Below are 26,852 nucleotides of genomic sequence, written 5' to 3'. Positions count from 1 at the left end.
GTGACCACCCTTTCTACTATTCTGTGATTTGTGGATTTTGTGACACAGCTTCTACGTAATACGTATGTGTGTCATTTTTAGATTTTACAGTGACTTCCCAGTTTGGTTGTAAGACTTGAACGTTCGTCTCTTTTACAACCGTATAATAGCCTAAACGCATACTGAGCACTTCATCGCCACTTTTCAAATATTGATTAAAGTATAACGCCTCAAGTGCATCTCGTGCTGAAATGACGTTTCTGGGTTGGTTGTTTGAGCCTTTAGACGGCCGGATGTCTTCCATGGCCGATTGTGCATAGCGCTTTACACTTTCATCTTCCATTTCAAAGCTGAGCGTCGCACGGTTGTTATTCATAATTGGATAATTTTGATACGTTTGCTCGTAATAAATACGACCATCTTTGGTTTCATGATACTGGTAAGTGTTACCTTTGTAAATGTTTTGATCGATATACGGTTTAAGATGAACGATAGGGTCTTGTTTGACATCGACCGCTTCACTCATATCTTTTGAAATGGTATACCCATTATCGCTAACTTCCGCTTTATCTTCTGCTTCAGCTTCTTTTTTAAAACTTTTTGAACGCGCTGTAATCAATTCCATTTGAATACCTTCTGAATTTGGAACGTTTTTAGGAATTTTAATGTTTTCTTGTTCAAAGTGTACAGCGTTATCGTTTTCAGCATCACTCACTTGTGACTTTTTAATTTTATCAACATATATTAATAATAAACAAATATTAACGAGGAGAAAGACGATAATAAAAAGTGTTTTTGTACGTTTCCAGTTCATACCGCCGTCAACTCCCCATCTTCATATTCGTACCATGTATGATTATATTGGATAAACCAAGCTGGCACAAATTGACTGCTATTTTGAACATCCTGTGTACTTTCAGGGCCACTCTCTGTTTTCATTCTATAGCCGACAATCATGTGTTGCACATGTGCAAAATCAACTGCATTATTTTCAATTAATCCAGCTCGTACTTTTTCTACGGATTCTAAATTTTTCTCACCATTATCAATTGTTACATTCGTCTTTAATAATCCGCGATTATACTCTGAGATACCACGTTCGCCCCAAATCATGCGAATTTGATTGAGTGGACTATCATAAAAAACCGGTCGTCCGTCTTGAAACATTTGATACGTAATTTCACCTTTTTTGGCATTGGTTTGGAATAAACGAAAATCGTCGGTAAATCCACCATGCTTATTAATAAAATCAATCGTACGTGGAATACTAACCGTCATATTTCGCATACTTAAATCATCTTCTGATAAGTTAGAGTAACTGTATGTTTGTTTTTCGATATCGTAATTCACAACACCTGTATTATTGTTGTACGTCATATTGCCACTATTTGCGGTACGGACAATCGGTGTATCATCGAATAAAATCGCATTTAAATCTTCAATGCTGATACTGTTAAAAATCGTACGATACGACTGAATATGTTTCGGCTTTTGTGGCGCATAGAGATACGTTGCTTCGTTCAACGTTGCGCGGTTTGTCATTACTGCGGTATATGGCACTAGATTCTGCTTCATGCCTTGAAGTTTTTGTTTCATCGTTTTAGTCGAAATGGATGTCGTCAGTTTAATAGCACGTTGACGATTTTCTTGTAAGGCATAGATTACCACGTCATCTCGACTATCTAAATCAAAGACCAGTCGATCGAACATGAATTGCTCCGGCACTTTGGCTGAAATATCAAATATATCATTCAGGTACACTGTCAGCGGGGTGTCTGTCGGGTAGTCTAAAACAAGCAAGTTATCACTTAATTCACGTAGTAAGATGACTTGCTCATTTTGAATATCCTCGACTTTGGTAATCTGTTGATCTTGTAATTCATTCAGCAGTTCATGAACCTGTTTATCTGCTGGAAGGCCATTAAATTTAGAGCCTGTGACATGAATCATTTGTAGCGGTGTGATCACCTCATCAAAATCATGATCAAACCTTGGCCCAATGGCTTTTGTTGTTTGATCTTGACTTGACGTATCCGCATCTGTTAAGTCCGGAGAAAAGTTCCATATTTTAAAAGTTAAAACCATACTTGATGCGACAAGAAGTATAAGCAGAATGGTTTTGATAATTTCTTTAGTCCGCATCCCAATCACCTTCATCTATCACTTCACATGGAAGTGTTATGAATACTGAAGTGCCTTGACCTTCTACACTATTCGCCCAGATGCGTCCATTATGTGCTTCTACGATTTCTTTTGAAATAGCGAGGCCTAGTCCTGTACCACCCATTTTTCTTGTTCGCGCTTTGTCCACACGGAAGAAGCGATCAAAGATTTTATCCACTTTATTAATTGGAATACCAATACCATTATCTTTAATTCGAATCGTCACGCGTTTATGCACTGGATTTTGTTTCACGTGAAACTCAACACGCTTTTGACCACGTGAGTATTTAATTGCATTCGTAATGACATTATCAAACACTTGCGTCATCTTGTCAGGATCAATTTCCGCAAAAATCGCTTGTTCTGGAATGTCTCGTACAAATGTAGTATCTTTGGTTGCCATTTCATGACGATTGATGATTTTTTGAATAAACATATTAAAGTCTATAATCTCTTTTGTGATAGATTCTGACTCATTATCCATTTTTGACAGATGTAATAAATCGTTAACCAAACGAATCATACGCTCTGTCTCTTCACGTGTCACAGATAAAAATTGTGGTGCGATACTTTCATCTTGCCAAGCACCCGCTTCAAGCGCTTCGATATAACTATTCATTGAAGTGAGTGGTGTACGCAATTCGTGTGAAACGTTTGCGACAAATTCACGACGTTCACGTTCAATTTGTTGTTGCTCTGTAACGTCATGTAATACTGCAATATACCCTGTAACAAATCCAGTATTTTGGACAATCGTACTGAAATTTGCACGGACAATAATGCCTTCTTCTTCATTAATATCTAGTAAGACGCTATCATTATTTTCATTTAAATCATCTAATGTAAATTCACCATGAACATCTAATACTTCGAATAAATGATGCCCTTTAACGTCTTCTTTCGCTTTTCCTAACATTTTAAGCGCCATATCATTAATAATACGTATACGGCCTCTGCGGTCTGTCGCAATGACCCCATCGCTCATGTGCGTGATTACAGAATCAAGACGGCGCTTCTCACTTTCGGTATTCGCTTGTGCTTCTTGAACACGTTTTGAGAGATTATTAAAAGCAAGGGCGAGTTCTCCGATTTCGTCATTACCGTAGATTTTCACACGTTGCGTATAGTTCCCTTTAGACATCTCTACGGTCTGATTACGCATGTCAGTGATAGGTTTTGTAATTGTACGTGCAATGAAAAATCCTAGAATAATCGTAATAAAGAGTGAAATCGCCGTACCTACAATGAAGATTTGATTAATGTCATTTAATTGATCGTAAACTTGATTAATATCCGATTCAATATAAATGTTACCAATTAAACCATCTTTCGTAATGACAGGGACGTTTTTAATCCATACACGTTGTTTGCCTTTACCATAGTCTTTTAACACCATATTCGCGTTTTCCTGTTTTAAAGACAGTGCTTTTTGAATCGAACTTTCATTTGCTTTTTGATTAATCAAATGACGGTTCGATTGTTTAGACGTTGCTAAAATGACTTGATCCGCATCAATAAAACGAATTTCAATCATTTCATTACGGTTGGCATATTCATTTAGTAAGTTTTGGACATCTCGCGTTTTCGTTGAGGAGTCGCTAGCATAAATTTTTTCAATACTTAACTCAATTTGTTTCGCATTTTGTGAAATATTGGTTTTGAATGTATTGGTCATTTCTTTTTCAAGACTGTTTGTAAAGTAAAGCCCAATAATTTGCATCCCAATTACAATCAATAATACATATACGACAACAAGTTTCGTGTGTAGCGATTGAAACTGTTTTAACCACTTCATACATGCGACCCTCTAATCATGTTGTTGCAAGAAATATCCGACACCACGGCGTGTCACGATATAATCTGGATGTGATGGATCATCTTCAATTTTTTCACGTAAACGGCGAATCGTCACATCAACGGTACGGACGTCACCAAAGTAATCGTAGCCCCAAACCGTTTGAAGTAAATGTTCACGTGTCATTACTTGTCCCATATGCTTTGATAAATAATGGAACAATTCAAACTCTCTATGTGTTAAATCAATATCTTCACCGCGTTTTTTAATTGAATAAGCGTCTGGATAAATGACAATATCTTTAATTTTGATTTCATTAGGTTGAGATGACGCTTCATGTGATGGTTGTGCATAATGACGACGAAGGTTCGCTTTGACACGTGCAATTAATTCACGCGTACTAAATGGCTTTGTCACATAGTCATCCGCACCTAGCTCAAGACCTAAGACTTTATCAATTTCTGAGTCTTTCGCTGTTAACATAATAATCGGCATATCGTATTTTTTTCGGACATCCCGGCAGACTTCCATACCGTCTTGACCTGGTAACATAATGTCGAGTAATACGATATCTGGTTCTTGTTCATAAATTAAATCCACCGCATCATTACCGTCATATGCGACGTGGACTTCATATCCCTCTTTTTTAAGATTAAATTCTAATATATCTGCAATTGGTTTCTCATCATCTACTACGACAATTTTTCTCGCCATAAGACATGACCCCATTTCTGTAAAAGTGCAATATTATACTATGACATTTGGCATAATACTCTATCTTATAATGTATCACTAAAATGTAATGAATTCTATCTTTTTACTATTACACAATCAAACAACCAATTTCTAAAAAAAGCCGTATACAATACACGCAATAAAAAGGCTAGACAGTGTTAAAAGATTGCTTAGAAATCCATTAACTTCGGCCTAACCTCGTTAAATACTATTCTTTTCGTTTCTCATCGTCGCTATCGACTAAAAATCCTTTTTCAGCTAAGTCATGCACTGCATTATCAAGTATTTTTTCAGAATCCGCTGATATGGTATGCAAGTGAATTAAATCTGTTAATCTCGCAAGCATTGTACCATCATACTTTTCCATATTATCAACAAATGTCGCTACGTGCGCTAATGTTTCAATCATCAACTCAGCTTGAATCGTACCGTATACAGGGTGTTCGACTGATACATTATCAATCATCGCCCCATTTTCAATAATGGTTGTTAATTCTTCAGTAATTTCACTTTTTTCATGTTGGCACATGATAATGCGTTTATACGGCTTTCCTTGTGGTTCTGGATTCATATAATAGCCTTTACTTGATGAGAAAATAGCGTGGTTTTGTGTTTTTAAATATGAAATATCTTTCACTATCACTTGTCTGGAAACGCCAAAATGTTGGCTTAATTCATGGCCTTTAATCGGTTGATCCGCTTCTTCTAAATAGCGTAACATAGCCATCCTTCGTGTATCTGCAGCATTCATTGGGGTCCTCCTTCATCCGTCCATTCTGCGCAATGCGTCAAAACATGCGTCAATGTCTTCTAATGTTGTCAAAGCTGAGAAAGACAATCGAATGTATTGATGCACTTCACCTTGTAACGCATTTATTTTTTGCGTGACACCTTCACTAAGTAGTATACCATGACCGCATGCTGTGCCTGTAGAGATACAAATATTTCGATTCGACAAGCTTTGCATCACATATTGTCCTTCGAATTTTGATGTCAGTAAGCCTAAAATGTGAGGGGCTTGTGTATCATACGATAACGCACGATATCCTAACGTTTGTGCCCTTTGAGACGCATGTTGATGTAATTGTGTTAAGTGCGTATCATCTACATCTTCTGAAAGTGCTTGTACAGTCGCAAGAATACTAGGGACGTCAATCGTGCCGTTACGTACACCTTCCTCATGAAAATAATGTTCACGTAAAGGATGAATGTAAGCATAATCTATGAGTAATATGCCGGTCCCTTTTGTACCATGAAATTTATGACCTGAAAAACTATAAGACGTCACACCGTTCAAATCAAGTGGCTTGACTTTATGCACTGCTTGTACGCCGTCAACATGAAGTGGAATATGGCGTGCTTCAGCAATTTGAGTTAGCGCAGGTATAGGCAGGATATAACCCGTTTCAGAATTGACATGTTGCGCAATAATCAACACTGTGTCTATTGTTAATGCAGTTTGAAATGCATCTAAGTCCAGTTCCCCATTTTCTAACATCGGTATCGTACGCACTGTAATATGCGTGTCGTATGCATCAAGAGCAGCTGCTATGGAAGGATGTTCATATGGCGATACCCACACTTCGCCTGACGTGACGTCTTTTAAATATAAATCTATCGCAATTTGATTCGCATGTGATCCACTCGTTCCGAATAAACACGTTTGTTGTGTTTGAAAATATTGCTGAATGTACTCACGTGCGTTACGCAGTGCATCTCTCACTTGTTCTCCACCAATATGTAAACTCTCACTATTAAAAAACAGCGCTTGTTGTGCTTGAGTATATACGTCTAATGCACGTTTAGACGGCTGTGTCGTTGCCGCATTATCTAAATATATCATGTTTATAATCCCCTCTTGCCTTTACATTTTAAATATGTGAAAATCATTGTATACTTTTATGTTAACACAATTGTAAATCTTATTGTAAATAGAGGTGTAAACTATGCACGTTATTGTAATTGGAAGTGGCATCGCGGCATTAGCTTGTATAAGACAATTGCCTAAAGACGTTCATGTCACTTGCATTACGCAAACACAACATACTCAAAACAACAGTTATACGGCTCAAGGTGGTATATGTTTTTCAAAATATGAAGGAGATAACGGTCATGCGCACTGTGAAGATACGTTTTTAGCCGGCCATCGCTATGGTGACCGCATCGTCATCCAGTCTTTCATTACGAAAAGTCACGCTATTATTCAAGACTTAATCGATGAAGGTCTACCCTTTGACCGTGATGCGTTTGGCGAATTGACATACGGTATGGAAGGAGCGCATAGTCAAGCACGTATATTGCATGCAGGTGGGGATGAAACAGGTCGTCAGATTATGACACATCTGGCTTCACATCTTGATTTAGAGCACCTTACGCTTTACGAAAATGGAACTGTTGTCGATATTTTGAAAAATGAAGCTGGTGAAGCATGCGGTGTACATGTGTTAGATGCTAAGGGTGAGCGTCACGATATTGAAGCTGATGCTGTTGTATGTGCAACAGGTGGCGTGAGTCATTTATTTACACCAAACTCTAACCCAAATGCCTCACTATCCACTGGGGCAATCCTTGCGTTTCATCACGATATACCGCTTCACAATATGGAACTCATTCAATTTCATCCCACACTCCTCGGCACACCTAAACAAGCCTATGGTTTAATATCTGAAGCAGTTCGAGGAGCTGGGGCGATCCTTGTTAATGACGCAAACGAACCATTTATGAATCACGTTCATCCTATGCAAAGTCTTGCACCAAGAGATATTACGAGTCGAGCTATTGTCGAACAACAAACGAAAGGTCATCAATGCTATTTAGACATTCGTCCAATCACAAACTTCAAGAAGCAATTTCCGACCATTACACGTGCACTAAACGCATATGATTCTAAACTATTAACGACACAACGTATTCCTGTTACACCCGGCGCTCATTACACAATAGGCGGTATTAGCGCACAACTTAACGGGCAAACCACGCTACCGCGATTTTTTGCGATAGGTGAAGCAGCATGTACACATTTCCATGGTGCCAATCGTTTGGCAAGTAACTCTTTATTAGAAGGTTTAGTTATGGGAACAGCATGTGCAGAGTTTATCGATTCAACCCTTACACCCGTTGCGCAACCCACACACCATGATTCACTTAAAATTCCAGATATTTCATCTGATATCGTAAATGCCCTACAAGCTCAAAGTTTTTCAGTACTTGGCGTGATGCGTAATGGCACTTCAATGCGAACATTTTTAGACCGTCTCGACACTACCCTCGATGACGCGCCACTTACTGAAACTATTACAAAAGCACGATGGGAACGCTACTGTACAGTAAAACTGATGCAAATCATTACACAAGCTGCATTAACACGATCCATATCATGTGGCGTACATTATCGCACAGACGCAACATCACATCATGATAATCATTTTAATGAAATCACTGAAGTTATAAATGGAGGAAAAAGACATGTTAAATCGACTACTCGTCAGAGAGAAGTTGCAACAATTTTACATTGAAGATAATCAACAAGGCGATCTTGCTATTCGTATTTTTGATACGCATGAAACAGGGACTTTAACACTGTTAGCTAAAGAAGCAGGTATTTTTTGTGGTACTACAGTGATAGAAGAAGGGTTTCGTTTACTTGAACCACAAGCCGATATTACATTTGAAGTTGAAGAAGGTGAAATTCTTACACCAAATACCATTATTGCGCATATTAAAGCACCAGTTTATGTATTACTGACTATGGAACGCATTGTTTTAAATTTAATTCAACGCATGTCCGGTATCGCAACAGCTGCACATCACCTAACATCTCAAATCAAACATACATCAACGCGTCTTGTTGACACACGTAAAACAACACCGGGACTTGCAATATTTGAAAAGTATGCTGTAACGGTTGGTGGAGGACTCAACCACCGTCGTTCACTGAATGATGGCTTAATGTTAAAAGACAATCACATCGCGTATAGCACATCTATGAATGAAGCCATCGACAATGCTCGAAAACATCTCGGGCCGATGGATAAAATCGAGGTCGAAATCGAGAATGAAACCATGCTTCAAACTGCTATTGAAGCAAACGTGGACTTGATTATGTTTGATAATCAAACGCCTGAGTGGATTCAGTCTCACATCCATCTCGTCCCAAATACGATTCAAACCGAAGCCTCTGGCAATATTAATGAAACGAATATTAAAGCTTACGCAGAAACTGGCGTAGATTTTATTTCTGTTGGCGCACTGTTTTATGGCCAAAAAGCACTCGATATTTCAGCAAAGGTTGTGATATAAATGTTTAATCCAGTACAAACTACTATTCAATCCATTCCAGAACGCTATTTAAAAATGTCTCAAGATGAATTAGTCGAACATATCCGTCAAATTAAAGAGGATTTAGGTCCCCGTTTATTTATGCCAACACATCATTATCAAAAAGATGAAGTCGTGCAGTTTGCTGATATTACAGGAGATTCATTAGAACTTGCGCGTATTTGTAAAGAGAATGACGAAGCGGAATACTTTGTGTTTAACGGTGTTCATTTCATGGCAGAAACCGCTGATATTTTAACACATGCCCATCAAAATATTTATTTACCAGATCTTACTGCTGGATGTTCAATGGCCGACATGGCTAACATCAATCAAGTATTACATTGCCATGACGTTCTTACTAATACCTATCACTTTGACATTTTACCTTTAACCTATGTAAACTCAACGGCTGCGATTAAAAAATACGTAGGTCAACATGATGGTACGTGTCTAACCAGTGGTAACGCAAACGCTGTTGTTCAATGGGCACTCGATCAAAACAAAACCATTCTCTTTTTACCTGATCAACATTTAGGTCGTAACACAGCTTATGCCCTTGGTGTGCCTTTAGAACACATGGCAGTATGGGATCCTATTCAAAAACGTTTAGAATATGACGGTGATCTCAAAGACTTACGCATTATTTTATGGAAAGGTCATTGCTCAGTACATGAAAAATTCCATAAAGTGCATATCGATCAAGCACGTGAAAAAGATCCAGAAATTAATGTGATCGTTCATCCAGAGTGTACTTTCGATGTCGTCCAAGCAGCAGACTATGCGGGCTCTACACGATATATCATTGAAACCATTAAAAACGCACCTAAAGGCTCTCGTTGGCTTATCGGTACCGAGATGAATCTCGTCAATCGCTTAAAAGCGACCTACACGGACATTGAAATCGAATCATTGAATCCATTAATGTGCGCTTGTTTAACGATGAACCGCATTGATTTGCCACATCTTGCATGGTGTCTAGATAAAATACTCGCTGGCCAACACGATAACATCATTAAAGTAGATGAAGAAACAACATATTACGCTAAAAAAAGCTTAGATCGCATGTTAAGTATCGTTTAATTAGCAATAAAAGAGTATACGAAACGGTCTAAACAAAGGGAAAAGAAAGGAGTTAGGCATCATCACCTAGCTCCTTTTAAACTTCTATTTTAAAACTCTATACTTTTAACGGTTGGTGAAATATTCACTAGCCGTTATTTTCATTTTTGAAAGACTAATATTTAAATATGAAAATAATAACGTCTTTATTAAACAACATTTTTTGCTTTAATTGCATTATCTCCTTGCCAACCACCGTTGACAAAAGAGCCAACATATAAAAAAAGCGACAAAGCTATTCACATAACTTTGTCGCTATTGTAGCGGTCCCGACGGGAATCGAACCCGCGATCTCCTGCGTGACAGGCAGGCGTGTTAAACCGCTCCACTACGGGACCAAAAATGGTGACTCCTACGGGACTCGAACCCGTGTTACCGCCGTGAAAGGGCGGTGTCTTAACCGCTTGACCAAGGAGCCTCTCTCAAACACAAGATTGATTATAGCATCCCTATTTTGAATTGACAAGCCTTTTTTGATTTTTTTTGCATAATTTTTTATAGTATCTTTAAAGGAGGACAATATATGATTGCACAATCCGATTCAGACATAGCGTATAAACCTGAAAAACCCCGTAAGATAAAGCAACTGAGTAAACGTTTCTTTTTTATTACGTTAGGTGCATTGCTTATGGCAGCAGCTTTAGAATTATTTTTAGTACCGAATGAAATTTTAGACGGGGGGATTGTTGGTATCTCGATTATTTTATCTCATCTTATCGGATGGAAATTAGGGATTTTTATTTTCATTCTCAATCTACCTTTTTTCTTTCTAGGTTATAAGCAAATTGGTAAAACTTTTGCGATATCAACACTATATGCCATTGCAGTGTTATCGATAGGCACTGTATTACTGCATCCTATTCCACCAGTCATTGATGAGAAATTTCTCGTTACGATTTTTGGTGGTGCCATTCTTGGTATCGGTGTAGGTATCGTACTTCGTTATGGTGGCTCTCTAGACGGTACTGAAATATTATCAATTTTAGTTCAATCTCGCTTACCGTTTTCAGTCGGTGAAATTGTAATGATCATTAATTTTTTCATCTTTACAGTTGCAGGCTTTGTTTTCACATGGGAAAGTGCCCTTTTTAGTGTTGTTTCCTATTTTATTGCGTCTAAGATGATTGATACTGTTTTACTCGGTTTCGATGAATCGAAATCAGTGTGGATTATTAGTGATGCTTATCAGGAAATTGGAGAAGCCATTAATTCACGCCTAGGACGTGGTGTAACGTATTTGTATGGTGAAGGCGCATATACTGGCGAAAATAAACGTGTCATTTTTTGCGTAATTACACGATTAGAGGAAGCAAAATTGAAAGATATCGTAACAGATATTGATCAAAGTGCCTTTTTATCGATTGGTAATGTTTCTGAAGTACGTGGTGGTAACCACAAAAAACGTGATATTCATTAATCAAAGTAATGCATATCATATCTAATGACTCGTATGTTTGATGCTTCTATATGATGTTTATGATGACTATGATGATAGACATGATGTAGAAGGATTCAATCAATTAAAGAGCGGTGAAGTTGGCTTCTTAGTGCCTTACTTCACCGCTTTCCTTATATATAAATTGGTACAGGTTAGTCTTCCCGGACTATTGCCGTCAGTCTAACCTCATACTTATTAAAGCCATAATTGCTCAACAACATTAGTCTGACTACGGTCTGGGCCTACTGAGAAGATAGAAATGTGCACACCACATAATTCTGAAATGCGTTCTAAATAGCGTCTCGCATTATCAGGAAGTTCGTCTAATGATTTAACACTTGTAATATCTTCTTCCCAACCTGGTAGTGTCTCAAAAATTGGTTTACAACGTTTAAGATCATTTAAATTCGCTGGGTATTCAGTGATTTCTTTACCATCTAATTCATATGCTGTACAAATTTTAACTTCTTTTAATCCTGTTAAAACATCGATAGAGTTAATAGATAAATCTGTAATACCACTTACACGGCGTGAATGACGTAACACTACTGAATCAAACCAACCTACACGACGCGGACGACCTGTAGTTGTACCATATTCACGACCGACTTCACGAATGTGATGACCATCTTCATCAAATAATTCTGTAGGGAACGGTCCATCGCCGACACGTGATGTATAAGCTTTACATACACCTACAATTTTAGATACACATGTTGGTCCTACACCAGCACCTACTGTTACATTACCTGCAGTTGGGTTACTTGATGTTACGAATGGATATGTACCGTGGTCGATGTCTAACATCACACCTTGTGCGCCTTCAAATAATACGCGTTCATTAGCAGCAATCGCATCATCCAATACTTTTGCTGTATCTGTCACATATGCTTTAAGACGTTGACCCGCTTCATAATATGTTTCAAAAATCTCGTCAAATGATGGTGCAGCTTGATTAAACATCCCTTTAAAGTAATCGTTTTTATATTCTAAGTTAGCTTTTAAACGCTTTTCGAAAATTTCTTTATCGAGTAAATCCGCCATACGAATTCCAATTCTTTGTGCCTTATCAACGTAAGCTGGACCAATACCTTTTTTAGTTGTACCGATTTTATTATCACCACGACGTTCTTCTTCAAGTTCGTCTTGTTTAATGTGATAAGGTAAAATCACGTGAGCTCGGTTTGAAATACGTAAGTTGTCTGTTGTAATACCACGTTCATTTAGACCGTCAAGTTCTTTTAATAATGCGACTGGATCGACGACCACACCATTTCCAATTACGGCTAACTTATCTTTATAAAAAATACCAGATGGTACAAGATGTAATTTATACGTTTCACCGTTAAATTTGATTGTGTGACCTGCATTGTTACCGCCTGAAAAACGTGTAATCACATTTGCTTGTTCTGCTAAAAAATCAGTTATCTTACCTTTTCCTTCGTCTCCCCATTGTGTCCCAACTACTACGATTGATGACATAAGAGCACCTCCAAGTTTTCTCAATTAACCAAAGTGTATTTTACCAGTAGCTTAACAGGAATGCAACTCAAAAAACGAACATTATAAAAGTATATCAATTTATATTTCATGAATATATAAAATATCTTATAACCCAAGAGACATCAACGTTTTAGCGTAATTTCAACACTTTTTTTAAATAGTTAAAGACAAACATAACCAAATTCAAGCGGATAAAACAGAAATAAAAACCGTACATTTTTAACGAATAGTTATAAATAGTACGGTTTTAACGATATAAAATATTTTTTATGCCATGTCTGCATGTGCATAATCGATGTCAGTAAATTTGTTATATTGTTTCATAAAGTGAAGTTTTACAGTGCCGGTTGGACCGTTACGCTGTTTTGCGATAATGATTTCAATTTCACCATTTTCATCATTAGTTTGAGGTTCAAAACCACCATCATCATCGTCCTCTTCATCGTCACCTCTATTGTAATAATCATCGCGATATAAAAAGGCAACGATATCCGCATCTTGTTCAATTGATCCAGATTCCCGAATATCACTCATCATTGGACGTTTATCTTGACGTTGTTCTACACCACGTGATAATTGACTTAATGCAATGACAGGACATTCAAGCTCACGAGCGATAGCCTTTAACATTCTTGAGATCTCTGATACTTCTTGTTGACGGTTATCTGAATAACGTGATCCACTTCCTTGAATCAGTTGCAAGTAGTCAATGACAATCATATCTAAACCGTGCTCTTGTTTGAGTCGGCGACATTTGGAACGAATATCAGTAATACGTATCCCTGGTGTGTCATCTATAAAAATTTTAGTTCTTGATAATTTTCCGACCGCAACGGTAAATCGATTCCAATCCTCTTCTGTCATCGTACCTGTACGTAAACGATTCGAATCTACATTCCCAGAACTACAAATCATACGCGTTGCTAATTGGTCCGCTCCCATCTCTAAAGAGAAAATCCCTACTGTATATTGATCTTCGTGTGTCGCTACTTTTTGAGCGATATTAAGAGCGAAGGCAGTCTTACCTACAGATGGACGTGCCGCAAGAATAATTAAATCATTACGGTTAAAGCCAGCAGTCATTTGATCAAGATCCCTATAGCCTGTAGGAATTCCTGGTGTTTGACCACTATTTTGATCGAGCATCTCTGCATTATCATAAACTTGACCTAAAACGTCACGGATATCTTTAAATCCTTCACTTTCACGTGTCGATGAGATTTCTAAAATACTGCGCTCAGCATCATTAAGTACGGTATCAAGATCTAACTCACTGTTATAACCGTCTTTGACAATGTTATCTGCAGTATGAATCAATTTACGCTTAATCGCATTTTTAAATACGACATCTGTGTAATATTGAATATTTCGTGTTGTCGGTACATTCGAAGTGATTTCTGCGAGATACTGTGGTCCGCCTACTTCTCCAAGTACGCCATCTTGTGTGAGACGATCCAACACTGTCACGATATCAATATTATGGCCGTCTTCACTCAAATTCATCATGGCACGGAAAATATGTTGATGCGCTGCACGATAAAAAGACTCTGGTAACAATATTTCCTGCGTCGATGACATTAACTCAGGATCAAGAAATATAGCACCGAGTACAGATTGCTCCGCTTCATGGCTATGCGGCATTTGGTTATTTTCAAACGAACCGTCCATGTTCAGACCTCCTCATACAATTCATTCTCTTTATTTTAACATTTTTTAATAGCTCATATTATCATAATTTATAACACTCTTGTATCAAAGTATCATGTTAACGGATGAACCAATGATAACTGCATTTAAAAAATGGATGCATCATCCATATACATTTAAGCATATGGGATGATGTCATCCATATATGATGATCAGTTATTTTTCAACTGTGTGAACACGAATCGTACCTTCAACGTCTTTGTGTAGTTTTACAGGCACGTTTGTATATCCTAATGCATGAATTCCATTTGGTAAATCCATTTTACGTTTATCAAGTTTAATACCGTGTTGTTTGTTTAAAGCATCAGCAATTTGTTTTGTACTTACTGAACCAAACAATTTACCACCTTCACCTGATTTAGCTTCTACTTCAACTTCAAGTGATTTTAATTGTTCTTTTAATGCTTTTGCATCTTCAAATTCTTGTTGTTTTTCTTTTTCAATACGTTTATTTTTTTGTTCTAATTGTTTAAGGTTACCTGGTGTTGCTTCAACCGCAAAGCCTTTTTTCAATAAGAAGTTTTTAGCATAGCCTACAGGGACTTCTTTAACTTCACCTTTTTTACCTTTACCTTTGACGTCTTGTGTGAATATTACTTTCATGTTTCGTCACTCCTATCCAGTTGTTCCTTAATTGCGTCTTGTAGTTGTTGGATTGCTTCTTCTACTGTTACATTTTTAAGTTGAGTTGCAGCGTTTGTAAGATGACCACCGCCACCAAGCGCTTCCATCGTTAATTGAACATTAAAGCCACCTAATGAACGGGCAGAAATACCTACAAGATGGTCTTCACGCTTTGCAATCACATACGATGCCTCAACACCATCTAAACTTAACAGTTCATCCGCTGCTTGTGCAACAGTAACAGGGTGATAAATTTTATCTTCAGGACCATGAGCAATCGCAATACCATGATCCTGTAACTTAACCGTTTGAATTAACTCAGAACGATTGATATAAGTTTCAATGTCATCTTTTAAGAAATGTTGTGTCAATATCGTATCCGCACCATGTGCTCTCAAGTAACTTGCAGCATCAAATGTACGAGAACCTGTACGTAATGTAAAGTTTCGTGTATCAACAATAATACCTGCGTACATTACTGTTGATTCTAAACGTGTGAGACGTTGTTCTGTTGGTTGATACTCAAGGAGCTCTGTCACAAGCTCAGCAGTTGAACTTGCATAAGGTTCCATATAAACCAACAATGGGTTCGCAATAAATTGTTCACCACGACGGTGATGGTCTATAACTACTTTACGATTTGCTTTATTTAAAATGTTTTCATCAATTACCATCTCTGGCTTATGCGTATCTACAATGACTAATGTTGTTTTAGAAGTCATCATATTCCATGCATCATCTGATGTAATAAAACGCTCTTTTAATTCAGGTTTTTGGTCGATTTCGTCCATCACACGTCTTAACGTTGGATCAATATCAGATTCATTTAGAACAATGTATGCGTCTAAATTATTCATCATCGCAAAACGCGTCACACCAATCGCGGCACCAATAGCATCTAAATCAGGACGCGTATGCCCCATCACAATCACGCGGTCACCTTCAAGTAAGATATCTTTTAACGCGTGTGAAATAACACGAGCTCTTACGCGTGTTCGTTTTTCCATTGGGTCAGTCTTACCACCATAAAATCGAACGTTGCCATTAATATTCTTAATCGCCACTTGGTCACCACCACGACCTAACGCTAAGTCTAAACCAGATTGAGACAACTCACCTAAATCAATAAGATTTTCAGAACCTTCACCGATACCGATACTTAACGTCAGTTGTGCACGGTAACCCACGCTTTTTTCACGCAATTGACTCAGAATATCAAATTTCGATGCTTCAAGTTCTTCCAAAATATGCTGGTTTAAATAAGCTACAAATTGGTCTGAACTGTATCGTTTAAAATATACATTATGCTCTTGTGCCCATCGACTAATCACACGTGTGACCATTGAGTTAATTTCTGAGCGTTGTGTATCATTCATATTTTGTGTGATTTCATCATAGTTATCTAAGAATAATGTCGCAATAATTGGCTGTGAATCATCAAATGCCTTTTGGATTTCCGCTTCTTCTGAAATATCAATGAAATATAGAATGTTTTCATCTACTGAATGTTGCACACGATACATGTGTCCACCATCTTCTATTTCAACTTCTTTCATTTTATCCAACTGTTTTAAAATATTAGGGTACACTTCATTGATGGGATCAGTAATGACATTACGTTCAATACGGTCTGCCATAAACTGATTAACCCAATCGATTTGATTATTGTCATCTAAGATAATTAAACCAATCGGCAACTCTTTAACAGCTTTATCACTTCCAGCTGAAATCTTACCACTCAAATGATCTAGATACCGATCAAAGCGATGTAACACTCCTCTTAATAAAAAGGCACCCGCAACCAACATGATAAACATCACAATGGTAGCAATCGTCGCATACAATTGATTAAAGAAAAATGCGGCGCCGACAAGTACAATAGCGACGAATGCGATAATGATAAAAGGGATCGCTATTGCTTTTTTCATAGAATGACGATTCATTTTGTCACCTCTTATTATTTTTAATCATACGTTTTAAGTTCAATCCTAAATCTAGTAATCCAATTAAACGTGTCAACGGATAGAATATAATACCTACAATAATAAAGATAACTGACACAGCTTTTGGCATACGTTTTAACATGCTCACATAATGGATAAAGCTAAGTCCTTGAATTACCATTAATAGTCCTAGCACAATTTGAAAGTTGAGACTAATACTATTAGCAGTTGTTCCAGATTCCGTCAAAATACCAACTAATAATGCTAAAGCATAAATACCAAAAACTGAACGCTTCACTTGCCAAAAATAAAGCGGTCTAAAAACTGGTGTTGCAATTTTGAACTTACGCAAAATCGGAAACACAATTAATAATGAAATAATAAAAAATATTGCAATCATAACAACAATAAGGCCAGGTAATTGAATCGCTAATTGTTGAATTGAAGTTTGCAACATTTCTTGTGTTTGCGCGTCCAAACTTTCAATTTGTGTTGTTTGCTCTACAGCATTTTTATATGGTGTTAATAATTCATGCGCATAAGGTAATTGCCGCATACTCTGTAAAATCATCATTGCGATAAGTGTTAAAATACTTGTCACTAACGTTGATATATATAAAATACGCTCTTTAGATGCACGTTTTTGTAAAAGATAACCTATTATAGCACTCACAACTAATACAATAATCATGAATGTCATTAAATAAAGATTACCCGTCAATGTTGATACAACAATTGTGATTAACGCTGCAATGCCGAATGACTGCACTGAGCGGTGCCATAAAATAATACCAGGTAATGTTGCGAATAGTGTAAGTACGATACCTAGTACTGGCACGAAATACATTGCTAAAACTACGACTATTAACGCTAATGTTCCTAAAATCGTTGCTTTAGGCTTGATTTGTGAAAACAATAATGCCACATCCAAACTCGTTTATAGTATAAATTTTATTTTACAAGATTTGTAACATGAATACAATTGCTTGTTATTTTATTACAATACTGTCATAAGCTGTTACAATATCTGTATTTGTAAGTTAAAACGAATAGGTACCAGTGTAATCTAAGTTTCTTTAAAATTAGTTATTCGCATGTCCTAAAAATAATACGCTAACACACGTTAAAGAGGTTGGATTTAAAGTGATGCCTCTGTGGCAACGTGCCATTAGCTACACTATACCCGACCTCTTAACACAATATACCTATTGTCGCTTACAATTTGATATATAAGATTATAACAAAATTGTAATATTCAAGTCTAAGTTTAACGTCGAAATCTCGAAACTTTTAAGAAATGGTAAAGATAGGGTGCCCAATCATTAAAATTCAATAAAAATCCATCATGTCCCACGTTATCTGTTATAAAGAAGTGTCTATGATATTGAAAAGATTCCCCAAGTTCCATGATTTGATCGTTTGGATAAAGTAAATCATCCTTAAACCCGAGTGTGAGCACTTTTGTATCTAGCGATTGAAATGTTTCTGTAACGTCATGACGTCCCCGGTAGATATTATGACTGTCTAACACACCAAGTAACGATAAATAACAATTAATATCGAAATTCTTTTTGAATTTATCACCTTGATATTTTTGATACGATACGACTTCATCAGGATTAAATCGCGTATCATAATTTTTAGAAGATCGATAAGTTAAAAACCCGATTTGACGCGCGATACTTAACCCTTCCTTACCGCCAATATGTATCGCTTGGCGTGCAATTTCATTAAACGCACGACTGTAAGCTGACGTCTTTGCTGTCGCTGCTAAAATCACCGCTTTTTTCACTTCAAATGTTTGATTGTATAACAGTTCTAAGACTTGCATACCACCTAAAGAAGCTCCGATTAAAACGTCAATTTTTTCAAATCCTAATGCTTTTAAACCGAGTTCTATTGCACGCACGATATCACGCATCGTAATGTCTTTTGGAAAATCAGGATCAGTTAATGAAGAACTAGAACCAAACGGACTGCCAATCACATTAAAAGTTAAAAATTGATAGTCGTGAAGCGGCATATAGCCTCCATCAATAATTTCACGCCACCATCCCGGATTATCATGTGTGCCATAAGTAAGATGATTGCCAGTTAAAGCATGGCAGACTAAAACTAAAGGTTGTCCACGATAGCCCACATATTCATAACGTAATTGTAAATCTTCAATACGTTCACCAGATTCTGTTTCAAACGGACCAAGGTGTAACGTATCTACTGTATAATTTGTCACAGTACAACGCCTCCTTAATTCAATAAAAAAGTTGTATACCTATTAATACGGCATACAACTTAAACAGTGTAAAATCTATTATGACTTATCATTCGAATCATCGTTGGTTGTAGCACCGTACTTATATTCATAAGTGGTTGCTGAAGTGTCATCAGGCCAAATCCCTCAACTTCTCTTAATAAGTATATGTTATTGTTATCTCCCTATGATACATGACATTCTCTTGTTTTTCAATCTATTTTCTGAATTCACTGAAATCAACTTATAAGTCACACTACCTTCATAGTGACCGAACTGTAACTTCCGTGTTATAAACATTGTTATATCAAGGATTTTAAGCTTTACTTGATTATTTACATCCGAGTTTTTGAAGGTAGTCTAAACACACAAAAAAGAGGCCGAGTATCACTCAACCTCTTAAGAATATATTATTTTGGTTCGATTTTTGTTTGACCACCCATAAACGGTACAAGTGCTTCTGGAATAGTAATAGAACCATCTTCATTTTGGTAGTTTTCAACAATAGCTGCAAATGTACGACCAACTGCTAAACCTGATCCATTTAATGTGTGTACATATTCTGGTTTTGCATCTTTGTCACGTTTGAAACGGATGTTCGCACGGCGCGCTTGGAAGTCTACACAGTTTGAACAAGAACTGATTTCTTTATAGTCATTATAACTTGGTAACCAAACTTCTAAGTCATATGTTTTACTTGCGCCAAATCCAATATCACCTGTTGATAAGATCACACGACGGTATGGTAAGCCTAACTCTTCTAAAATTGCTTCTGCGTTACCAGTCATTTCTTCTAATGCATCCCATGAATCTTCAGGTTTTTCAATACGAACCATTTCCACTTTATCGAATTGGTGTAAACGGATTAAACCACGAGTATCTCGACCAGCAGAACCCGCTTCACTTCTGAAACATGCTGATTGACCTGTGAATTTTTCAGGTAATACACCTGGTTGGATAATTTCTTCTCTGTAGTAGTTTGTTAATGGAACTTCTGCTGTTGGAATTGTATAAAGCCCTTCTTTTTCAACTTTGAATAAGTCTTCTTCAAACTTAGGTAATTGACCTGTTCCATACATCGCATTGCCATTCACAAGTTGAGGCACCATCATTTCAGTATAGCCATGTTCTGTTGTATGTTTTGTAATCATATAGTTCATTAAAGCACGCTCTAATTTCGCACCTTCATTTGTTAAGAATACAAAACGCGCCCCTGATACACGTGCTGCACGGTCAAAGTTAGCCATTTTTAAGTCTTCAACTAAATCCCAGTGTGCTTTTGATTCGAAATCAAATTCACGTGGTGTACCCCATTTTTTAACTTCAACATTGTCAGAATCATCTTCACCTTCTGGTACATCGTCATGAATTAAGTTTGGAATACGTGATAATTGATCTGTTAATTTTCGTTCTGTTTCTTTCAATACATCGTCAATTTCTTTAATTTTATCGCCAACTTTACGTTGCGCTTCGATAGCGTCATCTGCATTTTCTTGATTACGTTTCTTTTCAGCAATTTCTTGAGATGCTTTATTACGTTCTGATTTTAATTCTTCTGTTTGTTGAATAAGTTCTCTTCGTTTTTCATCAAGTGCAATGACTTCATCAACGACCTTTGGATCGTCTCCACGTAACGCAATTTTTTCCTTTACTTTTTCAGGTTCATTTCTAAACAATTTGATATCTAACATTGATTTGACATCCTTTCACTCATTATCAAAATTTATAATCAGGTGAAACAAATAAAAAAACCACATCCCTCGCACAAGGGACGTGGTTTGACGTGTTGCCACCCTATTTAACAGACTTATGTCTGCACTCTCACAAAGTTAACGGTTTGACCCGAATTGTTCACTAAAGTGGGTAGATTTCATATAGTTATGTCTATTTGTTTTCACCGGCCACAAACTCTCTGTATTCGTAACTATATTACTTAGTCCACAAACAATTAATTATTCTGAATTTAATTTAAATATATCAGAGAACATCTCTTTTAGCAAGTTTAATTTGAATATGCTAATTTTTGTAAATACTTCGCCACATTTTCGATATCTTGATGAAATTGGCGATCTTCTGTAATAGATGGTACCACTTTTCGGAATTCCTCATATTTATCTTTTGTAGGTGGAGATAATTGTGCGACTCCTTTAAGTTCAACTGCTTGTAACGCAATAATTGCTTCAATTGAAAGCACACGACGTACATTTTCTAAAATTTGATAACCATGTCTAGACGCAATCGTTCCCATTGACACATGATCTTCTTGGTTAGCAGAAGACGGAATGGAGTCTACACTTGCTGGATGCGCTAATGTTTTATTTTCTGATACTAAACTTGCGGCTGCATATTGCATAATCATTGCACCACTTTGTAGGCCTGGTTCTGGACTTAAAAAGGCAGGTAAATCTCCATTTAACTGTGGATTGACTAAACGTTCAAGACGACGTTCAGACACATTAGCAAGTTCACTTAAGCCAATCTTTAAAAAGTCTAACGCAAACGCTACAGGTTGTCCGTGGAAATTTCCGCCAGATATTACGAGTGTTTCATCATCTTCATCAAATATCAGTGGATTATCATTCGCTGCATTCATTTCAAATTCTAACTTCTCACACACATAATTCAGAACTTGAAAACTTGCGCCATGAATTTGTGGAATACAACGTAAAGTGTAAGGGTCTTGAACGCGAATTTCACCTTGTCGTGTTGTGAGTTTTGAATCTTCTAGCCAGTCTGACATACGTCTTGCCACTTCTGTTTGTTCATCAAAATTACGGACACGATGTACCGCTTCATGATATGCATCTGTAATCCCATTAAGCGCTTGATGGGTAAGTGCTGCAATCCACTCTGATTGATACGCTAAATCTTCTGCTTCAATATATGTAATTACGCCTTGTGCAGTCATTGCTTGTGTACCGTTAATAAGCGCTAATCCCTCTTTTGCTTGTAGTTGAAGCGGTGGTTGATTTAATTGTTTTAAGACATCCCGGCTGTCTAACTGTTCCCCATGATAGATCACTTGTCCTTCTCCAATTAATGCGAGTGCAAGATGTGACAGAGGTGCTAAATCACCTGAGGCACCCAGTGACCCTTGCTGTGGAATAACTGGAATAATACGTGCGTTAATAAAAAAGACCAGTTGATCAACGAGTGCTGTCGTTACACCAGAGTGGCCTTTAAGTAATGTATTTAATCGTAATACCATCATAACTAGCGCTACACGATTATCAAAAGGTTGACCCATTCCACATGCATGGGAACGAATTAGATTCATTTGAAGTTGATTATATTGTTCTGGATCAATACGAACATCACTAAATAAACCAAATCCTGTCGTAATCCCATAAACTGTTTCTTTGTTCTCGATAATACGTTCGACAGTCGCACGGCTTTGTTTGACACGCTGTCGTGCTTCTTCTGAAATGCTGACATGTTGATTTTCGCTTAAAAATCGACGTATTTCAGCTATCGTTAATTGTTCACCTGTAAGCATTAAAGACATGCTTTACCCCTCCATTTCTCTCTTTTAATTAAAACGCTTTCATTAATTAAGTATAAGGGTGCGAATAACGTTAAACAATAGGATGAGCGATATCCGTAACGCATTATCACGTTACCTGTTTAGTACCTTAAAATCCTGTATGTTCTCTATTGACGAAAATGAAATCCAGGTATAATATATCTTGTTGTAATAATTGAAAGACAGATAGGAGGGACAAACATGGAATCTTTATCAACGGTAAAAATTCCTAAACGTAAGCAAGAAACACATAAAGGAGACTATGGACGCATTTTACTTATCGGGGGTAACGCTAATCTAGGTGGAGCAATTATGCTTGCTGCACGCGCATGTGTCTATAGTGGAAGTGGTTTATTAACAGTAGCGACACACCCAACAAACCACGTTGCGCTACATTCACGTTGTCCTGAAGCCATGGTCATTGATATTAACGACACTAAAAAACTTACAAAAATGATTGAGGTTGCAGACTGTATCTTAATTGGACCCGGTTTAGGTCTTGATTTTAAAGGCAATAATGCGATGACATTTTTACTTCAAAATATCCAACCGCATCAAACGCTAATTATCGATGGCGATGCGATTTCAATTGTAAGTAAACTTAGACCAGAGAACCCTCCTTGTAATGTCATTTATACACCACATCCTAAAGAATGGGAGCGACTCAGTGGTATTCCAATTGAAGAACAAACATACGAACGCAATCGCGAAGCTGTGGATCGTTTAGATGCGACAGTGGTGCTAAAAAAACATGGGACTGAGATTTTCTTTAAAGAGGATGAGTATAAACTAGAAATAGGGAGTGCCGCTATGGCAACAGGCGGTATGGGCGATACACTTGCTGGTATGATTACGAGTTTTGTCGGTCAATTTGACGATCCCATTGATGCTGTAACGAGTGCAACTTATACACACAGTTATATTGGCGAAAAATTGGCTCAAGATATGTATGTCGTACCACCTTCAAAACTTATCGATGAGATCCCATACGCTATGAAAAAGTTAGAACAAGATTAAATGATGATAGATGAAAAAAAACGAGGTCTGAGACAACTTCTGTCTCTGTACCTCGTTTTAAATTTAAAAGATATTTATGATTCTGTATCTTCTTGATCTGCCGCTTCAATGTCTTCATTCACTCGATCCATGAAATCTTGACGTAATTCACGTGGTGCTTCATCGTCTGACTCTGTATGAATCGTCTGACCTGGTGTATCCGCATCTTCAACAACCTGTTCATCTGATGTTGGTCCTAAATGTGGCTCACCTTCTTGCACTTCTGGTTCTTCAATATCTTCAGGTTCTTTTTTAACTTTTGCCACTGTTGATACAAATTGGTCCTCATCTAAACGAATTAAGCGTACCCCTTGAGTTGTACGTCCAATTGATGAAATATCTTGTACTTCCATACGAATAATGACACCATGATCAGTAACAATCATAAGGTCTTCGTCACCTTCTACGGTAGTAATACATACTAATTTGCCGTTACGCTCATTCAATTTAGCTGTTTTCGTACCAAGACCACCACGTTTAGCTAAACGATACGCCTCAATTGGTGTACGCTTACCATAACCTTTTTCAGTCACAACTAAAATTTCATCCGAATTATCGTCATCTGCAACACCTAGACCAATGACTTCATCGTCCTCACGTAAACGAATACCAATCACACCTGCTGCTGTACGACTCATCGCGCGAACTTCAGTTTCTTTAAAACGCACTAATGAAGCTTGCGCTGTACCAATAACAATATGTTTTTCGCCATCTGTTAATCGCACTGCAACGAGTTCATCATCTTCACGGAATTTAATCGCAATTTTACCGTTTCTATTAATACGATTAAAATGATGGAGTTCAGAACGCTTAATATAACCTTTCTTCGTTACAAAAACTAAGAAGTCTTCAGCTGAGTCGAGATCTTTGACGGCTATCATAGTACTGATAGATTCATCTGGATCAAGCTCAATCACGTTTACAATTGGTATCCCTTTAGACTGACGGGAGAGTTCCGGCACCTCATACCCCTTCAACTTATACACGCGTCCTTTGTTCGTAAAGAAGAGAACATGGTGATGTGTGCTTGTTGTCACAACTTGACTCACAAAATCATCTTCAAGGGTGTTCATACCTTGTATACCTCGACCGCCACGATGTTGTGAGCGATAAGTTGATACTGGAAGACGCTTGATATAATTATTATGACTTAATGTAATCACAATTTGTTCTTCTGGAATAAGATCCTCATCTTCAAGATGATCAATACCACCAAGTTGAATTTCAGTACGGCGTTCGTCACCATACTTTTCTTTAATTTCGATTAATTCTTTACGTACAAGATCTAGCAATTTTTCCTCATCAGCGAGAATGGCTTCTAATTCCGAAATATAAGCAAGTAGTTCGTTATACTCTTTCTCAATTTTATCTCGTTCTAAGCCTGTTAGACGTCTTAAACGCATATCTAAAATCGCTTGCGCTTGACGTTCAGACAATGTAAAACGTGACTGAAGCTCTGCCATCGCCGTTTTATCAGTGTCTGACTCTCGAATGATTGTAATGATTTCATCAATGTGGTCTAAAGCAATGCGTAAACCAGCTAAAATATGTGCACGATCTTTCGCTTTTTTCAAATTGAATATTGTACGACGGCGTACAACTTCTTTTTGATGTTCTAAGTAATGATGTAAAGCTTGTTTCAAATTAATCAGCTGTGGACGTCCATTCACAAGCGCAATCATATTTACACCAAATGAGGATTGGAGTGGTGTTTGTTTATATAAATTATTTAATATCACACTTGCATTGGCGTCTTTACGGACATCTATTACAATGCGGACACCTGTTCTTAAACTTGTTTCATCACGTAAATCTGTGATGCCCTCAATTTTCTTCTCACGTACTAAATCTGCAATTTTTTCAATCATACGTGCCTTGTTAACTTGGAAAGGAATTTCAGTTACAACGATACGTTCACGACCACCGCCACGTGATTCAATCTCAGCTTTTGCGCGCATTACAATAGAACCACGTCCTGTTTCGTAAGCGCGACGAATACCACTCTTACCTAAAACGAGACCTGCTGTTGGAAAATCAGGGCCTTGAATACTTTCCATTAACTCTGTAATCGTGATTTCTGGGTTATAACTTAAATTCAAGACACCATCAATCACTTCCGTCATGTTATGCGGTGGGATGTTTGTAGCCATCCCAACCGCAATACCAGAAGCACCGTTGACTAATAAATTTGGAAAACGAGAAGGGAGTACCACTGGCTCGCGCTCGTTTCCGTCATAGTTATCCGTGAAATCAATCGTGTCCTTATTGATATCACGCAGTAGCTCTAAAGCAAGTTTTGTCATACGCGCTTCAGTATAACGCATCGCAGCTGCACCATCGCCATCCATTGAACCAAAGTTACCTTGTCCATCTACTAGTGGATAACGGTAACTGAAATCCTGAGCCATACGTACCATCGCTTCATAAATAGATGAGTCACCATGCGGGTGATATTTACCCATAACATCCCCAACGATACGCGCGGACTTCTTATAAGGTTTATCCGGTGTCATACCTTGTTCATTAAGACCGTACAAAATACGTCGATGTACCGGCTTCAAACCATCTCTTACATCTGGCAATGCACGAGATACAATTACACTCATCGCGTAGTCTAAAAACGATTCTCGCATCTCTTTGCTGATATTTCGTTCATTAATTCTTGATTCAGGTGTTTCAGCCATCAAGAGGTCCTC

The 26,852-nt window shown here is 37.5% G+C and carries 20 protein-coding genes, 2 tRNA genes, 1 riboswitch and 1 other annotated feature; of the genes, 5 read left to right on the top strand and 17 right to left on the bottom strand.

Going from position 1 to position 26,852, the window contains the following annotated elements:
* Positions 1-16: 16 nt before the first annotated feature.
* From HHH54_RS05170 to HHH54_RS05145, 6 genes are all read right to left on the bottom strand, one after another.
* Complete coding sequence (locus HHH54_RS05170) at positions 17-793, bottom strand: two-component system regulatory protein YycI (protein ID WP_198617777.1); 777 nt, start codon at positions 791-793, stop codon at positions 17-19.
* Entirely contained in the window at positions 790-2,121 is a 1,332-nt protein-coding gene (locus HHH54_RS05165) for a YycH family regulatory protein (RefSeq protein ID WP_198617776.1), read from the bottom strand. Before HHH54_RS05165 ends, HHH54_RS05170 begins: the two co-directional genes overlap by 4 nt.
* Positions 2,111-3,937, bottom strand: a complete 1,827-nt coding sequence (walK, locus tag HHH54_RS05160) for a cell wall metabolism sensor histidine kinase WalK (RefSeq protein ID WP_198617775.1) — start codon at positions 3,935-3,937, stop codon at positions 2,111-2,113. The genes HHH54_RS05165 and walK overlap by 11 nt, the downstream gene beginning before the upstream one ends.
* A 12-nt stretch (positions 3,938-3,949) precedes the next feature.
* A complete protein-coding gene (gene yycF, locus HHH54_RS05155; RefSeq protein ID WP_198617774.1) occupies positions 3,950-4,651 on the bottom strand; it encodes a response regulator YycF in 702 nt (233 codons plus the stop codon).
* 229 nt (positions 4,652-4,880) lie between these two features.
* A complete protein-coding gene (locus tag HHH54_RS05150) occupies positions 4,881-5,423 on the bottom strand; it encodes a 3H domain-containing protein (protein WP_198617773.1) in 543 nt (180 codons plus the stop codon).
* Between the two features lie 12 nt (positions 5,424-5,435).
* Positions 5,436-6,515, bottom strand: coding sequence for a cysteine desulfurase family protein (locus HHH54_RS05145; protein WP_198617772.1), 1,080 nt, complete (start codon positions 6,513-6,515; stop codon positions 5,436-5,438).
* A gap of 103 nt (positions 6,516-6,618) precedes the next feature.
* On the opposite strand from HHH54_RS05145, the gene HHH54_RS05140 reads away from it, so the two are divergent.
* Genes HHH54_RS05140 through nadA form a run of 3 tightly spaced genes read left to right on the top strand, consistent with a single transcriptional unit; the run spans position 6,619 to position 10,072 of the window.
* Positions 6,619-8,187 carry an L-aspartate oxidase gene (locus tag HHH54_RS05140; protein WP_198617771.1) on the top strand — a complete coding sequence of 523 codons (1,569 nt, stop codon included), beginning with the start codon at positions 6,619-6,621 and terminating at the stop codon, positions 8,185-8,187.
* A complete protein-coding gene (gene nadC / locus HHH54_RS05135) occupies positions 8,138-8,971 on the top strand; it encodes a carboxylating nicotinate-nucleotide diphosphorylase (RefSeq protein WP_198617770.1) in 834 nt (277 codons plus the stop codon). Before HHH54_RS05140 ends, nadC begins: the two co-directional genes overlap by 50 nt.
* Positions 8,972-10,072 (top strand): quinolinate synthase NadA, encoded by a 1,101-nt coding sequence (gene nadA, locus HHH54_RS05130; protein WP_198617769.1) that lies wholly within the window; start codon positions 8,972-8,974, stop codon positions 10,070-10,072. It begins immediately after the preceding gene.
* A 303-nt stretch (positions 10,073-10,375) separates the two neighbouring features.
* Here nadA and HHH54_RS05125 read toward each other — a convergent pair.
* Together HHH54_RS05125 and HHH54_RS05120 are read right to left on the bottom strand one after the other, a co-directional pair.
* A tRNA-Asp gene (locus HHH54_RS05125) sits at positions 10,376-10,449 on the bottom strand.
* Positions 10,450-10,454: 5 nt separating this feature from the next.
* Positions 10,455-10,529, bottom strand: a tRNA-Glu gene (locus HHH54_RS05120).
* 105 nt (positions 10,530-10,634) lie between these two features.
* On the opposite strand from HHH54_RS05120, the gene HHH54_RS05115 reads away from it, so the two are divergent.
* The gene (locus HHH54_RS05115) at positions 10,635-11,528 is read left to right on the top strand and encodes a YitT family protein (RefSeq protein ID WP_198617768.1); all 894 of its coding nucleotides are present in this window, start codon (positions 10,635-10,637) and stop codon (positions 11,526-11,528) included.
* 216 nt (positions 11,529-11,744) lie between these two features.
* Here HHH54_RS05115 and HHH54_RS05110 read toward each other — a convergent pair whose 3' ends face one another.
* The 8 genes from HHH54_RS05110 to hutH form a co-directional block, all read right to left on the bottom strand.
* Positions 11,745-13,031: an adenylosuccinate synthase gene (locus tag HHH54_RS05110; protein ID WP_198617767.1), complete on the bottom strand. Its 1,287-nt coding sequence runs from the start codon at positions 13,029-13,031 to the stop codon at positions 11,745-11,747.
* 288 nt (positions 13,032-13,319) lie between these two features.
* Entirely contained in the window at positions 13,320-14,720 is a 1,401-nt protein-coding gene (gene dnaB, locus HHH54_RS05105; protein ID WP_198617766.1) for a replicative DNA helicase, read from the bottom strand.
* A 195-nt stretch (positions 14,721-14,915) separates the two neighbouring features.
* Positions 14,916-15,362: a 50S ribosomal protein L9 gene (rplI, locus tag HHH54_RS05100; RefSeq protein ID WP_198617765.1), complete on the bottom strand. Its 447-nt coding sequence runs from the start codon at positions 15,360-15,362 to the stop codon at positions 14,916-14,918.
* Positions 15,359-17,326, bottom strand: a complete 1,968-nt coding sequence (locus HHH54_RS05095; protein ID WP_198617764.1) for a DHH family phosphoesterase — start codon at positions 17,324-17,326, stop codon at positions 15,359-15,361. The genes rplI and HHH54_RS05095 overlap by 4 nt, the downstream gene beginning before the upstream one ends.
* Positions 17,327-17,330: 4 nt before the next feature.
* Positions 17,331-18,251: a DUF2232 domain-containing protein gene (locus HHH54_RS05090; RefSeq protein WP_349771833.1), complete on the bottom strand. Its 921-nt coding sequence runs from the start codon at positions 18,249-18,251 to the stop codon at positions 17,331-17,333.
* 342 nt (positions 18,252-18,593) lie between these two features.
* On the bottom strand, positions 18,594-19,559 hold the full coding sequence (gene metX / locus HHH54_RS05085; RefSeq protein WP_198617763.1) for a homoserine O-acetyltransferase MetX: 966 nt from the start codon (positions 19,557-19,559) through the stop codon (positions 18,594-18,596).
* An 82-nt stretch (positions 19,560-19,641) separates the two neighbouring features.
* Positions 19,642-19,744, bottom strand: a riboswitch (SAM riboswitch).
* A gap of 243 nt (positions 19,745-19,987) precedes the next feature.
* On the bottom strand, positions 19,988-21,268 hold the full coding sequence (gene serS / locus HHH54_RS05080; RefSeq protein WP_198617762.1) for a serine--tRNA ligase: 1,281 nt from the start codon (positions 21,266-21,268) through the stop codon (positions 19,988-19,990).
* A gap of 73 nt (positions 21,269-21,341) precedes the next feature.
* Positions 21,342-21,530: a binding site (T-box leader), on the bottom strand.
* Positions 21,531-21,579: 49 nt separating this feature from the next.
* Complete coding sequence (gene hutH / locus HHH54_RS05075) at positions 21,580-23,082, bottom strand: histidine ammonia-lyase (RefSeq protein WP_198617761.1); 1,503 nt, start codon at positions 23,080-23,082, stop codon at positions 21,580-21,582.
* A 219-nt stretch (positions 23,083-23,301) separates the two neighbouring features.
* Here hutH and HHH54_RS05070 point away from each other — a divergent pair, with 219 nt between their 5' ends.
* Positions 23,302-24,117: an NAD(P)H-hydrate dehydratase gene (locus tag HHH54_RS05070; RefSeq protein ID WP_198617760.1), complete on the top strand. Its 816-nt coding sequence runs from the start codon at positions 23,302-23,304 to the stop codon at positions 24,115-24,117.
* Positions 24,118-24,191: 74 nt separating this feature from the next.
* Here the strand turns inward: HHH54_RS05070 and gyrA are convergent, their stop codons facing one another.
* On the bottom strand, positions 24,192-26,840 hold the full coding sequence (gene gyrA / locus HHH54_RS05065) for a DNA gyrase subunit A (RefSeq protein WP_198617759.1): 2,649 nt from the start codon (positions 26,838-26,840) through the stop codon (positions 24,192-24,194).
* Positions 26,841-26,852: the final 12 nt, after the last annotated feature.

Origin of the sequence: Staphylococcus canis, from assembly GCF_016238445.1 — a bacterium.
In the GTDB taxonomy this organism is placed as follows: Bacteria; Bacillota; Bacilli; order Staphylococcales; family Staphylococcaceae; genus Staphylococcus; species Staphylococcus canis.
Note: the sequence above shows the minus strand (reverse complement) of the source record. Positions and strands in the feature narration are given on the sequence as shown.

Bases quoted from the DNA above. Each gene is read 5' to 3' on its own strand.
- HHH54_RS05150 (WP_198617773.1), bottom strand. From the start codon at position 5,423: ATGAATGCTGCAGATACACGAAGGATGGCTATGTTACGCTATTTAGAA.
- serS (WP_198617762.1), bottom strand. From the start codon at position 21,268: ATGTTAGATATCAAATTGTTTAGAAATGAACCTGAAAAAGTAAAGGAA.
- HHH54_RS05110 (WP_198617767.1), bottom strand. From the start codon at position 13,031: ATGTCATCAATCGTAGTAGTTGGGACACAATGGGGAGACGAAGGAAAA.
- nadA (WP_198617769.1), top strand. From the start codon at position 8,972: ATGTTTAATCCAGTACAAACTACTATTCAATCCATTCCAGAACGCTAT.
- HHH54_RS05170 (WP_198617777.1), bottom strand. From the start codon at position 793: ATGAACTGGAAACGTACAAAAACACTTTTTATTATCGTCTTTCTCCTC.
- HHH54_RS05095 (WP_198617764.1), bottom strand. From the start codon at position 17,326: ATGAATCGTCATTCTATGAAAAAAGCAATAGCGATCCCTTTTATCATT.
- walK (WP_198617775.1), bottom strand. From the start codon at position 3,937: ATGAAGTGGTTAAAACAGTTTCAATCGCTACACACGAAACTTGTTGTC.
- dnaB (WP_198617766.1), bottom strand. From the start codon at position 14,720: ATGGACGGTTCGTTTGAAAATAACCAAATGCCGCATAGCCATGAAGCG.
- HHH54_RS05140 (WP_198617771.1), top strand. From the start codon at position 6,619: ATGCACGTTATTGTAATTGGAAGTGGCATCGCGGCATTAGCTTGTATA.
- HHH54_RS05115 (WP_198617768.1), top strand. From the start codon at position 10,635: ATGATTGCACAATCCGATTCAGACATAGCGTATAAACCTGAAAAACCC.
- HHH54_RS05165 (WP_198617776.1), bottom strand. From the start codon at position 2,121: ATGCGGACTAAAGAAATTATCAAAACCATTCTGCTTATACTTCTTGTC.
- nadC (WP_198617770.1), top strand. From the start codon at position 8,138: ATGTTAAATCGACTACTCGTCAGAGAGAAGTTGCAACAATTTTACATT.
- yycF (WP_198617774.1), bottom strand. From the start codon at position 4,651: ATGGCGAGAAAAATTGTCGTAGTAGATGATGAGAAACCAATTGCAGAT.
- gyrA (WP_198617759.1), bottom strand. From the start codon at position 26,840: ATGGCTGAAACACCTGAATCAAGAATTAATGAACGAAATATCAGCAAA.
- HHH54_RS05070 (WP_198617760.1), top strand. From the start codon at position 23,302: ATGGAATCTTTATCAACGGTAAAAATTCCTAAACGTAAGCAAGAAACA.
- HHH54_RS05145 (WP_198617772.1), bottom strand. From the start codon at position 6,515: ATGATATATTTAGATAATGCGGCAACGACACAGCCGTCTAAACGTGCA.
- rplI (WP_198617765.1), bottom strand. From the start codon at position 15,362: ATGAAAGTAATATTCACACAAGACGTCAAAGGTAAAGGTAAAAAAGGT.
- hutH (WP_198617761.1), bottom strand. From the start codon at position 23,082: ATGTCTTTAATGCTTACAGGTGAACAATTAACGATAGCTGAAATACGT.